We start from the raw sequence: 13,553 nt of genomic DNA, 5'->3' as shown, positions 1-13,553 counted from the left end.
CCAGGCGATTGGCCGTGGCATGACTTGATCATTAAGAAGACCGGATGAAAACCCGCGACCGCATCCTTGAATGTGCCCTGCAATTGTTCAACGAAAAGGGCGAGCCGAACGTCTCCACCATGGAAGTTGCCAACGAAATGGGCATCAGCCCGGGCAACCTCTATTACCACTTTCATGGCAAGGAACCGCTGATCCTCGGGCTATTCGAGCGATTCCAGGGCGAACTGGCGCCGCTGCTGGACCCTCCGGCGGACGTGCAGTTGGCGCCAGAAGACTACTGGCTGTTCCTGCACTTGATCGTCGAACGCCTGGCCCAGTACCGCTTTCTGTTCCAGGACCTGTCGAACCTGGCCGGGCGCCTGCCGAAGCTGGCCAAGGGTATCCGCCAGTTGCTCAATGCCCTGAAGCGCACCCTCGCCTCACTGCTGGCGCAGCTCAAGGCCCAGGGTTTGCTGATCAGCGATACCCAGGCCCTGGGGCAGCTGGTGGAGCAGATCACCATGACCTTGCTGTTCTCCCTGGACTACCAGCGGATCCTCGACCGTGAAGGCGAGGTTCGGTTGGTGGTCTACCAGATCATGATGCTGGTGGCCCCGCACCTGCCGCCCGCGACCAAGGTGGCGACTGAGCAACTGGCGTTGCGCTACCTGGAAGAGCATGACTGACGACCAGCAGTGGAAGATCCATTGTGGGAGCGAGCTTGCTCGCGATTGTGGTGTATCAGTCAAGATCAATACTGCTGACCCGCCGCTATCGCGAGCAAGCTCGCTCCCACATTGTTTTCTGGGTGATTTCAAAGTTTGAGATTGACCTGCGTACAAACAAAAACGCCCGACCTTCACAGGCCGGGCGTTTTTGCATGTCCCGCAGAATCAGGACTGGGTGGGAGGCGTCGTTGGAGCCGGCGCTGGAGTTGGCGTGGCGACCGGGGTCGGAGCGGCGGCGGAGTTCGCCGTGCTCGTCGGGGTCGCCGGTTTGGCGGCCGCGGTTGGCGCCTTCGGTGCAGCGGCTTTCGGCGCGGCCGGCTTTTTCACGGCTGGTTTTTTCGCCGCAGCAGGTTTGGCCGCTTTTGCCGCAGGCTTGGCCGCAGGTTTCGCTGCCGGTTTGGCCGCTGCCGTTTTAGCCGCGGGTTTGGCCGCAGGCTTGGCTGCCGCTTTGGCCGCTACCGGTTTGGCCGCCGCCTTGGCAGCAGGCTTGGCCGCAGCAGTTTTAGCCGCGGGCTTGGCTGCTGCTTTCGCCGCAGGTTTGGCGGCGGTTTTTGCCGCAGCCTTGACCAGTGGCTTGGCCGCCGTTTTAGCGGCCGGCTTGGCCGCTGCAGTCTTGGTCGCCACGGGTGCGACTTTGGCGCCGGTGAGTTTTTCGATCTGCTTGGTCAGGGTGTCGACCTTGCTGTGCAGTGCCTTGACTTCATTACGGCTCGGCACACCCAGGCGCGAGATCGCACTGTTCAGGCGCTTGTCGAAAGCCCCCTCCAGTTCGTCCCATTTGCCCAGTGCACGATCCTTCACGCCACCGATTCGCGACTTGGCGGACTCGGCAGAGTCCTTGGCTGCATCGACTTGTTTGCCGACTGCCGTCTTGGTGAGTTTTTCGGCCTTTTCGCCGTCCTTAACCAGGGACTCGAAGAGCTTGCTGCCGTCAGTGTCGATCTTCGAGTACACGCCTAAACCAGCAAGCCAGATTTTGCGGGAATACTTTTCAATCTTCCCGGCCCACGAGCTGCCCTCTTTTTCTGTGATTTTTTTGCCAGCCATCCCGTTCTCCTTAATGTTTACGCGCGACACGTTCGAGCAATGCTGTCAGCTCATCGAGCTTAGCAGAGAGTGTCTCAACGTCATGTTTAGACGGAATGCCGATACGATTCAAGGCACTTGCAACACGGGCATCGAATACCTTCTCGACTTTATCGAGTTGTACTTCAACCCGGGCCTTGAAAGTATTGACGTCGCTCTTGGCTTCAATCAATTCGCTGTTGGCCGCTTCAAGTTTTCCGGCAATTTTCTTTTTGCCTTTGGTTTCAATAACTTCGCCAGCCTTTACCAACTCCTGAAAGTACTCGCTGCCTTCCTGGCCGACCTTCGTGTAGGCGCCCAGGCCCGCCAGCCAGATCTTGCGCGCGTACGTTTTCACGTCGCTGAGCGTGGAAGATTCAACGTCGGTTTTTTTCTTCAGAATAACTTTGGCCATGGTGCACCTCACTCGAAAATGGTTTGAGGAACTGCCCGCACACGGTCGGGCTCAGGCACAAAGTAGTGACAATAATTAGAAAGGGCACCCTAACAACTGACACATAACCGGATGGCGACCGACTTCATGTGGGAACAGGCTTGCTCGCGAATGCGGTGGACCATTCACTATTGATGTCGACTGATCCACCGCTTTCGCGAGCAAGCCCGCTCCCACAGGAGTAGGTTGTGAACTTGGATGTGTTCCACCCCACCCTTTCGAACAATCAGACCAACGCCTTATCCAACGCCTTTTCGATTTCGCTCTTGATCGTGCCGCTCATGGCCGACATCAACATGCCCAGTTCCACATCGACGCGGATCGAGTCCTCGCCAACATGCACTTCGCCCTTGACCCCGGAACGCTTGAGTTTCAGGGTGTCGCCCTCCCACTGCGGCTCCAGGCCATAGCTATCGGACAACTTCTGCGCCAGCTTGTCGGCTTTCTCTCGTGCCGCTTCCTTGCCCAGGCCATGGGCACGCTCAACCGTTATACGGGCCATCGGGTGACTCCTGTTTTATCGGGACTTGCCTGAACGTTTCAGACCCTGCCTGCGTCAAAACGTCCCGGCGGTCGCCCATCTTACCTTCAGCCTTGCCAAGACAAAGCCCTCCACCGGGATTAGAATGTCCCGCATTCTTTTTTGGTGACCGCGATATGACTGATCAGCGCAAAGGCAGCGATGCCGAACCCACCACTCACTTCGGCTTCAAGAACGTGCCGGAAAGCCAGAAAGCGGAAAAAGTCGCTGAGGTTTTCCACTCCGTAGCCGCCAAGTATGACTTGATGAACGACCTGCTCTCGGGCGGCATGCACCGCCTGTGGAAGCGTTTCGCGATCGAACTGTCGGGCGTGCGCAGTGGTAATCGCGTACTGGACATCGCCGGCGGCACGGGCGACCTGACGAAGAAGTTTTCCCACATCGTTGGGCCGACCGGCCAAGTCGTCCTGGCCGACATCAACGAATCCATGCTCAAGGTCGGTCGCGACCGCCTGCTGGACCTGGGTGTGGCCGGCAACGTCGAGTTCGTCCAGGCCGACGCTGAAAAGCTGCCGTTCCCCGACAACCATTTCGACTGCGTGACCATCGCCTTCGGCCTGCGCAACGTCACCCACAAGGAAGATGCCCTGCGCTCGATGCTGCGCGTGCTCAAGCCCGGTGGCCGCCTGCTGGTGCTGGAGTTCTCCAAACCGACCAACGCGCTGATGTCCAAGGCCTATGACGCCTACTCGTTCGCCTTCATGCCGCTGATGGGCAAGCTGATTACCAACGACTCGGAAAGCTATCGCTACCTGGCCGAATCGATCCGCATGCACCCGAACCAGGAAACCCTGAAGTCGATGATGGTCGAGGCCGGTTTCGACCGCGTGACCTACCACAACATGACCGCAGGCATTGTCGCCCTGCACCGCGGTATCAAGCCCTGATGCTGCTCACCGGCCTGCTTGCCAGCGTTGAACTCGGCCTCAACCGGGTGTTGCGCCTGGACAGCACGGCGCTCGCGCGCCTGGCGCACTTGAGCGGCAAGGTGATTGCCGTGGACTGCCGCAGCCCGACGTTGCGGTTGTTCATCCTGCCCAGCGACGAGGGCCTGATGCTCGCTGCGCACTGGGAGGCCGAGGCCGACTGCACGCTGCGCGCACCGGCGTCGAGCCTGCTGAACCTGGCCCTGGGCAAGGACAAGACCGCGGTGCTGCACAGCCCCGACGTGGAGCTCGACGGCGACAGCGGCGTACTGCTGGAGCTGGCGGCGATCCTCCAGGACCTGGAACTGGACTGGGAATACGAAGTGTCTCGCTGGATCGGTCCGGTGGCGACCCAATTGCTCAGCGGCCATTTGCGCAGCCGCAGCCGCTGGTATCGGCAAGGGTTCGCCAGCCTGGGGCAGAATCTGAGTGAATACCTGGCCGAAGAATCGCGTACCCTCGTAGGCCAACGCGAAGCACAAGCCCGTTTTAATGAACTGGACCAGATCAAACTTGACCTGGAACGTCTCGAGGCGCGTTTCGAGCGCCTTTCCCGATCCCTTGAAACCAAGCGATAACGCATGAAGCTGCTTGCCGTCCGCCGTTTGTTGCGCATCCAGCGCGTCGTGATCCGCTACCGCCTCGATGACCTGCTGTTCGCCCTGCCGTTGCCCTGGTTTCTCCTGGCCCTGCGCTTCGTGCTGCCGTGGCGCTGGTTTCCACGGCGAACGCTGGACTTGAGTCGCGGTGCGCGCTTGCGCCTGGCCTTGCAGGACCTGGGGCCGATTTTCATCAAGTTCGGGCAAATCCTTTCGACCCGTCGCGACCTGTTGCCCGAAGACATCGCCGATGAACTGATGCGCCTGCAAGACCGCGTGCCGCCGTTCGATTCCAAGGTGTCGGTGGCGCTGATCGAGGAACAACTGGGCAAGAAGATCAGCGAAGTCTTCAGCCGTTTCGACGTCGACCCCCTGGCCTCGGCCTCCGTCGCCCAGGTTCACGCCGCACAACTCAAGAGCGGCGAAGAAGTGGTGGTCAAGGTCATCCGCCCGGGCCTCAAGCCGATCATTGCCCAGGACCTGGCGTGGCTGTTCATCCTCGCCCGCGCCGCCGAGCGGCTGTCGGCCGATGCCCGCCTGCTGCACCCGGTGGACGTGGTCCAGGACTACGAAAAAACCATCTACGATGAACTTGACCTGCTGCGCGAGGCCGCCAACGCCAGCCAGCTGCGTCGTAACTTCGAGGGCTCGCCGCTGCTCTATGTGCCGCAAGTCTATTGGGACTGGTGCCGGCCGAAAGTGTTGGTGATGGAGCGTATCTACGGCATCCAGGTCACCGACCTGGCGACCCTGGCCGACCAGCGCACCGACATGAAGATGCTCGCCGAACGCGGCGTGGAAATCTTCTTCACCCAGGTGTTTCGCGACAGCTTCTTCCACGCCGACATGCACCCAGGCAACATCTTCGTCAGCACGGTGCAGCCGTGGAGCCCGCAGTACATTGCCATCGACTGCGGCATCGTCGGTAGCCTGACCCCTGAAGACCAGGACTACCTGGCGCGCAACCTGTTCGCCTTCTTCAAGCGTGACTACCGTCGCGTCGCCCAGCTGCACATCGATTCAGGCTGGGTGCCGGCCGAGACCAAGCTCAACGAATTCGAAGCGGCGATCCGTACCGTGTGCGAACCGATCTTCGAAAAACCGTTAAAAGACATTTCCTTTGGCCAGGTACTGATGCGCCTGTTCCAGACGGCGCGACGCTTCAACATGGAAGTCCAGCCACAGTTGGTGCTGTTGCAGAAAACCCTGTTGAACATCGAAGGCCTCGGCCGCCAGTTGTACCCGGACCTCGACCTGTGGAATACCGCCCAGCCGTTCCTCGAACGCTGGATGCGCGAGCGCGTCAGCCCCAGAACCTTGCTGGGCAACGTGCAAAGCCAGTTCGAGCAGCTCCCGCACCTGGCCAACATGACCCGCGACCTGCTCGAACGCATGTCACAGCCCCACGCCCACGACCCGGCGCCCCCGTGGCAACGACGCAAGGACGATTGGCTGTTGCGCCTGCTGGGCGCGGCTCACCTGGGTGGCGGCGCCGTGCTGGCGACCGGCGGGCCGCTGAGCCAGCTGGGTCACTGGCCCGCCGGTATCATGATGGTGGTCGGTCTGTATCTGGTCGTTCGCCGATAGCAGGAATCAGCCGCAAGCTTTAAGCTGCAAGCCACAAGCTCCATACATACATAAATCTGCTTTTACTTGCAGCTTGAAGCTTAAAGCTTGCCGCTGCCGTCAGGACTCAAGATGAAAAACTGGCAGGACGAGATCAAATGGGACGCTGACGGCCTGGTGCCGGCCATCGCCCAGGATCACAAGACCGGGCGTGTGCTGATGATGGCCTGGATGAACCGCGAAGCGCTGGCCCTGACCGCCGCCGAGAACCGCGCCATCTATTGGTCACGTTCCCGTGGCAAGCTGTGGCGCAAAGGTGAAGAGTCCGGGCACGTGCAGCACCTGCATGAGATGCGCCTGGACTGCGACGGCGACGTCATCATCCTGATGGTCGAGCAAGTCGGTGAGATTGCCTGCCACACCGGCCGTCAAAGCTGCTTCTATCGCGTCTTCGAGAACGGCGACTGGAAAATCGTCGACCCGGTGCTCAAGGACCCGCACGCCATTTATTCAGGACATACGCATGAGTGACACCCTGACCCGCCTGGCCCAGGTGCTGGAAGAGCGCAAGGGCGCCGCGGCCGACAGTTCCTATGTCGCCAGCCTGTACCACAAGGGCTTGAACAAGATTCTGGAGAAAGTCGGCGAAGAGTCGGTCGAGACCATCATCGCCGCCAAGGACGCCGCCATCAGTGGCGATTGCAGCGACGTGATCTATGAGACCGCCGACCTGTGGTTCCACAGCCTGGTCATGCTGGCCCAACTGGGGCAGCATCCGCAGGCCGTACTGGATGAACTGGACCGTCGCTTCGGTCTGTCCGGGCACGTCGAGAAAGCCTCGCGCCCGTCCGCCTGATCAATTTTTGAGAGGAGTAGCCACATGGGTATCTTTGACTGGAAACACTGGGTCGTCATCCTGGTCGTCGTGGTGCTGGTGTTCGGTACCAAGAAACTGAAAAACCTCGGCACCGATGTCGGCGAGTCGATCAAGGGCTTTCGCAAGGCCATGAACGACGACGAAAAACCGGCCGACCCGTCGGCGGCTGCTAGCCAACCGGCGCAGCCGACCCAACCGGTACACCCCCAGGCCAGCCAGCCTGTGAACGCGCCGCACACCATCGACGTGCAGGCACAGAAAGTCGAAGAGCCCGTCCGCAAAGACTCGTGAGCACTGACTAATGTTTGGGATCAGCTTCACTGAACTGCTGCTCGTCGGCCTCGTCGCCCTGCTGGTACTGGGCCCCGAGCGTCTGCCGGGTGCTGCGCGCACCGCCGGCCTGTGGATCGGCCGCCTGAAGCGCAGCTTCAATGCGATCAAACAGGAAGTTGAACGTGAAATCGGGGCCGACGACATCCGTCGGCAACTTCACAACGAACATATTCTGTCCCTGGAGCAGGAAGCGCGGAAAATCTTCACGCCGACCCAACAGGAACCGACGCCGGTTCAGCCCGTGGCCGAACCGACGATTGCGCCACAGGCGCCGGTGGATGGTGCGCAGCCGCTGGCTGAACCGGCACCAGTGACACCGACGGTAACGGATACAGCGCCCCCTGCTGTCCCTGCGCCTAACGACCCTACTTTGCCGCCGCGAGCCCCATGAGCGATATCCCTGAAAACGACCAGCCGATGCCGCTGGTATCGCACCTCACCGAGTTGCGCACACGCCTGCTGCGTTGCGTCGCGGCGGTTTTCATCATCTTCGCCGGGCTGTTTTCCTTCACCCAGCAGATCTACACCTTCGTCTCCACGCCGCTGCGCCAGTACCTGCCGGTAGGGGCGACAATGATCGCCACCGACGTGTCGTCGCCGTTCCTGACGCCATTGAAGCTGACGATGATGGTCTCGCTGTTCCTGGCGATCCCGGTGATCCTGCACCAGATCTGGGGCTTCATCGCACCGGGCCTGTACAAGCACGAAAAACGCATCGCCGTGCCGCTGCTGGTGTCCAGCATCCTGCTGTTTTACACCGGCATGGCCTTCGCCTATTACCTGGTGTTCCCGCTGATCTTCAAATTCTTCGCCGCCGCCACCCCGGCGGGCGTGGAAATGATGACCGACATCAGCAGCTACCTGGATTTCGTCATGACGCTGTTCTTCGCCTTCGGCGTGGCGTTCGAAATCCCCGTGGCCGTGGTGCTGCTGGTATGGATCGGCGTGGTCGACGTGGCCTACCTGAAGAAGATCCGCCCTTACGTGATCATTGGCTGCTTCGTGGTCGGCATGATCCTGACCCCACCGGACATCTTCTCCCAGACACTGCTGGCGGTGCCGATGTGGCTGCTGTTCGAGATCGGCATCCTGTTCGGTGGCCTGGTGCGCAAGCGCCGGGAAGAAGAACCCGAGGACCAGCCGGTCGATGACCACAACGACCAGCCGCCAGCGACCCAAGCGTGAACCTGCTGCTGCTCGAAGAGGCCGATTTCATCGGGCCTGACCGGGTAATCCTGAGCGATCGCCGGTTGACCCACATGCAGGAAGTCCATCGCAGCGCCGTCGGTGACAGCCTGCGCGTCGGGCGCATCGGTGGGCTGATGGGCACCGCCCAGGTGCTGCGCCTGGAAGCTCGCGAGGCCGAACTGCAAGTGACCCTCGACCAGCCGCCGCCGGCCAAGTTGCCGCTGACCCTGGTGCTGGCCCTGCCTCGCCCGAAAATGCTCCGTCGCGTGTTCCAGACCATCGCCACCATGGGCGTGCCGCGCGTGGTGCTGGTCAACAGTTATCGTGTGGAAAAGAGCTTTTGGCAGACGCCGTTCCTGGAGCCCGAGGCCATCCGCGAGCAATTGATCCTGGGCCTGGAGCAGGCCCGGGACAGCGTGCTGCCGGAAATCATCATCGAAAAACGCTTCAAGCCCTTCGTCGAGGACCGCTTGCCAGCCATGGCGGATGACACCCTGGGGCTGGTCGGCCATCCTGGCAACTATCCGCCCTGCCCGCGAGCGCTAACAGAGCCGGTGACCTTGGCCATCGGCCCCGAAGGCGGTTGGATTCCCTACGAGATCGAACTGCTGGGCAAGGCCGGCCTGCAACCGGTTCAACTGGGCGAGCGAATCCTGCGGGTCGAGACTGCGGTAACTGCCTTGCTCGCGCGATTGTTCTGATCCTCGTAGCTTGTGCAACGTGACCACAGGCGATTCATCCTCGCTGGCTGCAACGCTTGCCCTCTCCACCGCTAGACTCCCTGACGATTTCTACAGATCCCCGGCATATGGTCGATACTCTCTTCATAAGGCCTATAACAGGTTTGAGGGAGTATCGGCATGTTCAGTTGGTTAACCGAAAAGCTGGGAAACGTCAGCGTCAATCGCAAGCTGGGTTTCGGTTTTGGCCTGGTCCTGCTCATGACCCTCTTGAGCACCTTCGCCGGCTGGAACAGCCTGAGCAGTGTGATCAGCCGCTCAGATAAACAAGCTTCCATCGCCAGTATCAACGAGGCGGCCAAGGATTTACGCGTCGCCCGTCTCGACTACGAGATGCGACGCGGCGAACAAGGGCCGACAGCCGTCAACGAGCTCCTGGGCAAACTTCAAGAGAGCATCCAAGCTGCCCTCAAACGATTTGTCCGCCCGGCAGACCAGGAGTTGCTCAATCAGCAATTGGCTAATGTCGATGAATACAAGCGTGCCTTTGTCGACCTCACTCAAGCGACGCAGAACCGCGAGTCGGCCCGGTCCAAGCTTGGCGCCAACGCCGACAACGCCGTGGCCAAGGTGACAGACGTCGAAAATGCCTTGCGACAAGGCGACAGCGTCCCGCAATTCAACAACGTGGTCGAGCTGAGCAAACTGCTCCAGCAAGCGCGTTACCAAGTTCGCGGCTACACCTACAGCGGTAAGGCCGACGCCGAGCAGCCGGCGCTGGATGCCATCGAAAACGTCCTGAAAAACTTCGAGAGCCTGCCGGGCAAGTTACCGGAACAGCACGCAACCAACTTGCAACAAGCCGCCGAATCAATGAAAGCCTATCGCGCAGCCGTCAGCCAGTTCCGCGATTCGCAGGTCGCCAGCGCCTCAGCCCTCAAGAGAATGGTCGACCAGGACACCCATTTGCATGAGCTGAACAAACATTTGACGGCCTCGCAGATTGAGAAGCGCGACCTGGAGACGATTCATGCGAAAGAGGCCCTGATTACCGTTGCCGTCCTGGCGTTAGCGTTTGGTCTGCTGGCTGCGTGGATCATTACGCGGCAGATCGTTGTTCCCCTGCAACAAACCCTGGTGGCCCTCGAACGTGTCGCCTCGGGCGATTTGAGCCATAACCTGGTGGTTACCCGCCGTGACGACATGGGCCAATTGCAAGCCAGCCTGCAGCGAATGGTGATCAGCCTGCGGCAACTGATCGGGGGTATCAGCGACGGCGTCACGCAAATCGCCAGCGCCGCCGAACAGCTCTCGGCCGTCACCGAACAGACCAGTGCCGGGGTCAACAGCCAGAAAACGGAGACCGACCAGGTCGCCACTGCCATGCACGAAATGACCGCCACCGTGCAGGAAGTGGCGCGCAATGCCGAGGAAGCCTCCGAAGCGGCAGTTGCCGCTGACCAGCAGGCTCGCGAAGGCGAAAAAGTGGTCGGCGAAGCCATCGCCCAGATCGAACGCCTGTCCAAGGAAGTGGGCATCTCCACCGAAGCCATGGGCCACCTCAAGCGCGAGAGCGACAAGATCGGCAGCGTGCTGGACGTGATCAAGTCTGTCGCCCAGCAAACCAACCTGCTGGCCCTCAACGCCGCCATCGAAGCAGCCCGGGCCGGTGAAGCCGGGCGTGGGTTTGCGGTGGTCGCCGATGAAGTCCGCAGCCTGGCCCAGCGCACCCAGAAGTCCACCGAAGAAATCGAAGAACTGATCCTCGGCCTGCAATCGGGCACCGAACAGGTCGCGACCACCCTGGACAACAGCCGCAACCTGACCGACAGCAGCGTCGAACTGACCCGCCGGGCCGGTGGCTCACTGGAAAACATCACCCGCACGGTCTCGGCGATCCAGTCGATGAACCAACAGATCGCCGCCGCCGCCGAGCAGCAGAGCGCCGTGGCCGAAGAGATCAACCGCAGCGTCGTGAACGTTCGCGATGTCTCCGAACAAACGGCTTCTTCCAGTGAAGAAACCGCAGCCTCCAGTGCCGAACTGGCACGGCTGGGGGTGCATTTGCAGACGCTGGTAAGTCGCTTCAAGGTCTAACCATAAGGGCAGGTATAAAACCGTGGCCAGAGATTGCTCGCGCTTGGGCGCGAAGCGGCCACTACTGTGACATCTATTCTCTACAGATCCCTTCCAAACGGTCGATATAGCTCCCAGCACACAAACTCAGCGCTGCAGGGAGTAACAGTATGTTCCGATGGCTAGGTAACGTAGGCGTTAATCGCAAACTCGGTTTCGGCTTCGGCCTGGTGCTGTTCCTGACCGTGATAATCGCCTTCACGGGCTGGACCGGCCTGGGTAACGTCATCAGCCGTGGCGACAAGCTGGGGTTCATTGCCAGCCTGAACGATTTGACCAAGGACTTGCGCCTGGCACGCATGAACTACGACACCTCGCGGGGCGAGAACGGCCCCCAGCAAGTCAACGACCTGATTGGCAAACTCGACGCCGGGCTGAAAACCGCCCGCCAACTGATCGAACAACCGGCCGATGCCGCACTGATCGATAAACAATTGGCCGCCGTGGCCGAGTACAAAAAAGCCTTCGCCGAGATGACCCGCGCTACCGCCAGCCGAGAAGATGCCCGCAGCAAACTCGGTGCCAGTGCAGACAATGCCGTGGCTCGCGTCGCTGAAGTAGAGAAGTCGTTGCTGCAAGGCGACAACGTCGCCCAGTTCAACAACGCTGTGACCCTGAGCAAGGCGATCCAGCAAGCACGCTATCAAGTTCGCGGTTATACCTACAGCGGCAAGAACGAAGCCCAGCAACCGGCCCTTGAGGCCGTCGACAATGTCCTCAAGCTTCTCGCACGCTTGCCAGAGCAGTTACCCGAAGAACATGCCGCCAACCTGCAACAGGCCAACGACTCGATCAATGTCTATCGCGCAGCGGTCAGCCAGTTCCGCGACTCCCAGATCGACAACGCCGCGGCACTCAAGCGCATGGCAGAGCAAGGCGACGTATTGATCGACGCCAGCCAAAAACTGACGGTCTCCCAGACCGCTGTGCGCGACCGTGATGCCGCCAAGGCCAAGACCTTCCTGGTCTCGGCTGCCGTACTGGCCCTGTTGTTCGGTGTCATCGCCGCCCTGGTCATCACCCGGCAGATCGTCGGTCCTCTGGGCCAGACCCTCAAAATCGCCGAACGCGTGGCTGCCGGCGACCTGACCCACAACCTCACTTCCGAGCGCCGCGACGAACTGGGCCAGCTACAGCGCGCCATGCAGAACATGACCGTGGGCCTGCGGCAATTGATCGGCGGCATCAGCGAAGGCGTCACGCAAATCGCCAGCGCCGCCGAACAACTATCGGCCGTTACCGTACAGACCAGCGCCGGGGTCAACAGCCAGAAAGCGGAAACCGACCAGGTCGCCACCGCCATGCACGAAATGACCGCCACGGTGCAGGAAGTGGCCAGCAATGCCGAAGAGGCTTCCGAAGCGGCCGTCGCCGCCGATGCCCAGGCACGCGAAGGCGATAAAGTCGTCGGCGAAGCGATTGCCCAGATCGAGCGCCTGGCACTCGAAGTGGGTAATTCCACCACCGCCATGGGCGAGCTGAAGCGAGAAAGCGACAAGATCGGCAGTGTGCTGGATGTGATCAAGTCCGTCGCCCAGCAAACCAACCTGCTGGCCCTCAACGCCGCCATCGAGGCGGCCCGGGCCGGTGAAGCCGGGCGTGGGTTTGCGGTGGTCGCCGATGAAGTCCGCAGCCTGGCCCAGCGCACCCAGAAGTCCACTGAAGAGATCGAGGAACTGATCCTTGGCCTGCAGTCGGGCACTGAGCAGGTCGCGGCGACCTTGGACAACAGCCGCAGCCTGACCGACAGCAGCGTCGAGCTGACCCGTCGTGCCGGTGCGTCGCTGGAAAACATCACCCGTACCGTCTCGGCGATCCAGGCGATGAATCAGCAGATCGCCGCTGCGGCTGAGCAGCAGAGTGCTGTGGCTGAAGAGATCAACCGTAGCGTACTGAATGTGCGTGATGTGTCGGAACAGACTGCCGCCTCCAGTGAGGAAACGGCTGCTTCCAGTGCTGAGTTGGCGCGGTTGGGGGGGCATTTGCAGGGGTTGGTGGGGCGGTTTAGGGTTTGATGGTTTTGTGTGTATATCCGTTATTTAGGTAACGGCTGCTTAGGGTTCCGCCCTGACGGCGGGTCACTTTCGAAAAGCGCGAAAGTAACCAAAGCGCTTGTGCCCCACCACTCGGTGCCTCGCCTAGGCTCGGTGTGCCCTCACTCCGGCATTGCTCCGTGGGCCGCCGCGAAGGGCCATCCATGGCCCAGCGCGGCTAACCCGGCATCCATGCCGGGTTGCCCACTGCGCAATGCCTGCGTTCGGCCAGCGTGGTTAACGGGGCGCCCGAGATCAACGTCCACCACAAGGCGGCCTGGTAGCCGACCTGGTTCTTGATGGGGACCGCATTCCTCCTGTGGGAGCGGGCTTGCTCGCGAAGAGGCCGGCACATCCAACATCACCGCAAACTGACACACCGCCATCGCGAGCGAGCTTGCTCCCATATTCACCTCCAGTGAAAACAAAATTCATGTCCAACACAGCC

Annotated in this window: 14 protein-coding genes and 3 pseudogenes; 14 read left to right on the top strand and 3 right to left on the bottom strand. The window is 60.9% G+C overall.

The window, feature by feature from the left end; all coding sequences use genetic code 11:
• Positions 1-44 precede the first annotated feature (44 nt).
• Positions 45-665, top strand: coding sequence for a TetR/AcrR family transcriptional regulator (locus tag BM300_RS14025; RefSeq protein WP_092146795.1), 621 nt, complete (start codon positions 45-47; stop codon positions 663-665).
• A 207-nt stretch (positions 666-872) separates the two neighbouring features.
• Here BM300_RS14025 and BM300_RS14020 read toward each other — a convergent pair whose 3' ends face one another.
• The 3 genes from BM300_RS14020 to BM300_RS14010 all read right to left on the bottom strand — a co-directional run bounded on the left by BM300_RS14020 (position 873) and on the right by BM300_RS14010 (position 2,728).
• Positions 873-1,754 carry a phasin family protein gene (locus BM300_RS14020; protein WP_092222303.1) on the bottom strand — a complete coding sequence of 294 codons (882 nt, stop codon included), beginning with the start codon at positions 1,752-1,754 and terminating at the stop codon, positions 873-875.
• A gap of 10 nt (positions 1,755-1,764) precedes the next feature.
• Positions 1,765-2,187, bottom strand: coding sequence for a phasin family protein (locus BM300_RS14015; protein ID WP_003196940.1), 423 nt, complete (start codon positions 2,185-2,187; stop codon positions 1,765-1,767).
• Positions 2,188-2,452: 265 nt separating this feature from the next.
• Positions 2,453-2,728 carry a polyhydroxyalkanoic acid system family protein gene (locus BM300_RS14010; RefSeq protein WP_092146798.1) on the bottom strand — a complete coding sequence of 92 codons (276 nt, stop codon included), beginning with the start codon at positions 2,726-2,728 and terminating at the stop codon, positions 2,453-2,455.
• Between the two features lie 155 nt (positions 2,729-2,883).
• On the opposite strand from BM300_RS14010, the gene ubiE reads away from it, so the two are divergent.
• From ubiE to BM300_RS31760, 13 genes and pseudogenes are all read left to right on the top strand, one after another.
• Positions 2,884-3,654 carry a bifunctional demethylmenaquinone methyltransferase/2-methoxy-6-polyprenyl-1,4-benzoquinol methylase UbiE gene (ubiE, locus tag BM300_RS14005; protein ID WP_003196937.1) on the top strand — a complete coding sequence of 257 codons (771 nt, stop codon included), beginning with the start codon at positions 2,884-2,886 and terminating at the stop codon, positions 3,652-3,654.
• A pseudogene (locus tag BM300_RS14000) lies at positions 3,654-4,278 on the top strand (SCP2 domain-containing protein). The gene ubiE and the pseudogene BM300_RS14000 overlap by 1 nt, the downstream one beginning before the upstream one ends.
• Positions 4,275-5,879, top strand: coding sequence for a ubiquinone biosynthesis regulatory protein kinase UbiB (gene ubiB, locus BM300_RS13995; RefSeq protein ID WP_092146800.1), 1,605 nt, complete (start codon positions 4,275-4,277; stop codon positions 5,877-5,879). Before BM300_RS14000 ends, ubiB begins: the two are co-directional and overlap by 4 nt.
• A gap of 111 nt (positions 5,880-5,990) precedes the next feature.
• Positions 5,991-6,389, top strand: a complete 399-nt coding sequence (gene hisI, locus BM300_RS13990; protein ID WP_063323322.1) for a phosphoribosyl-AMP cyclohydrolase — start codon at positions 5,991-5,993, stop codon at positions 6,387-6,389.
• Positions 6,382-6,714 carry a phosphoribosyl-ATP diphosphatase gene (locus BM300_RS13985; RefSeq protein WP_003186671.1) on the top strand — a complete coding sequence of 111 codons (333 nt, stop codon included), beginning with the start codon at positions 6,382-6,384 and terminating at the stop codon, positions 6,712-6,714. Before hisI ends, BM300_RS13985 begins: the two co-directional genes overlap by 8 nt.
• Positions 6,715-6,738: 24 nt before the next feature.
• Positions 6,739-7,026 carry a twin-arginine translocase TatA/TatE family subunit gene (locus BM300_RS13980; RefSeq protein WP_063323323.1) on the top strand — a complete coding sequence of 96 codons (288 nt, stop codon included), beginning with the start codon at positions 6,739-6,741 and terminating at the stop codon, positions 7,024-7,026.
• Positions 7,027-7,036: 10 nt separating this feature from the next.
• On the top strand, positions 7,037-7,459 hold the full coding sequence (gene tatB, locus BM300_RS13975; RefSeq protein ID WP_092146802.1) for a Sec-independent protein translocase protein TatB: 423 nt from the start codon (positions 7,037-7,039) through the stop codon (positions 7,457-7,459).
• Positions 7,456-8,253 (top strand): twin-arginine translocase subunit TatC, encoded by a 798-nt coding sequence (gene tatC / locus BM300_RS13970; RefSeq protein ID WP_060739577.1) that lies wholly within the window; start codon positions 7,456-7,458, stop codon positions 8,251-8,253. Before tatB ends, tatC begins: the two co-directional genes overlap by 4 nt.
• The gene (locus BM300_RS13965; protein WP_063323325.1) at positions 8,250-8,957 is read left to right on the top strand and encodes a 16S rRNA (uracil(1498)-N(3))-methyltransferase; all 708 of its coding nucleotides are present in this window, start codon (positions 8,250-8,252) and stop codon (positions 8,955-8,957) included. The genes tatC and BM300_RS13965 overlap by 4 nt, the downstream gene beginning before the upstream one ends.
• A gap of 159 nt (positions 8,958-9,116) precedes the next feature.
• Positions 9,117-10,178 (top strand): annotated as a pseudogene (locus BM300_RS31775) (methyl-accepting chemotaxis protein); the annotation flags it as partial.
• Positions 10,170-11,033 (top strand): methyl-accepting chemotaxis protein, encoded by an 864-nt coding sequence (locus BM300_RS31770; protein ID WP_371914212.1) that lies wholly within the window; start codon positions 10,170-10,172, stop codon positions 11,031-11,033. The pseudogene BM300_RS31775 and the gene BM300_RS31770, both read left to right, overlap by 9 nt.
• A 149-nt stretch (positions 11,034-11,182) precedes the next feature.
• Positions 11,183-12,229 (top strand): annotated as a pseudogene (locus BM300_RS31765) (methyl-accepting chemotaxis protein); the annotation flags it as partial.
• On the top strand, positions 12,215-13,087 hold the full coding sequence (locus BM300_RS31760; RefSeq protein ID WP_371914211.1) for a methyl-accepting chemotaxis protein: 873 nt from the start codon (positions 12,215-12,217) through the stop codon (positions 13,085-13,087). The pseudogene BM300_RS31765 and the gene BM300_RS31760, both read left to right, overlap by 15 nt.
• Positions 13,088-13,553 lie beyond the last annotated feature (466 nt).

Origin of the sequence: Pseudomonas sp. NFACC46-3, from assembly GCF_900114515.1 — a bacterium.
Classification (GTDB): Bacteria; Pseudomonadota; Gammaproteobacteria; order Pseudomonadales; family Pseudomonadaceae; genus Aquipseudomonas; species Aquipseudomonas fluorescens_Q.
Note: the sequence above shows the minus strand (reverse complement) of the source record. Positions and strands in the feature narration are given on the sequence as shown.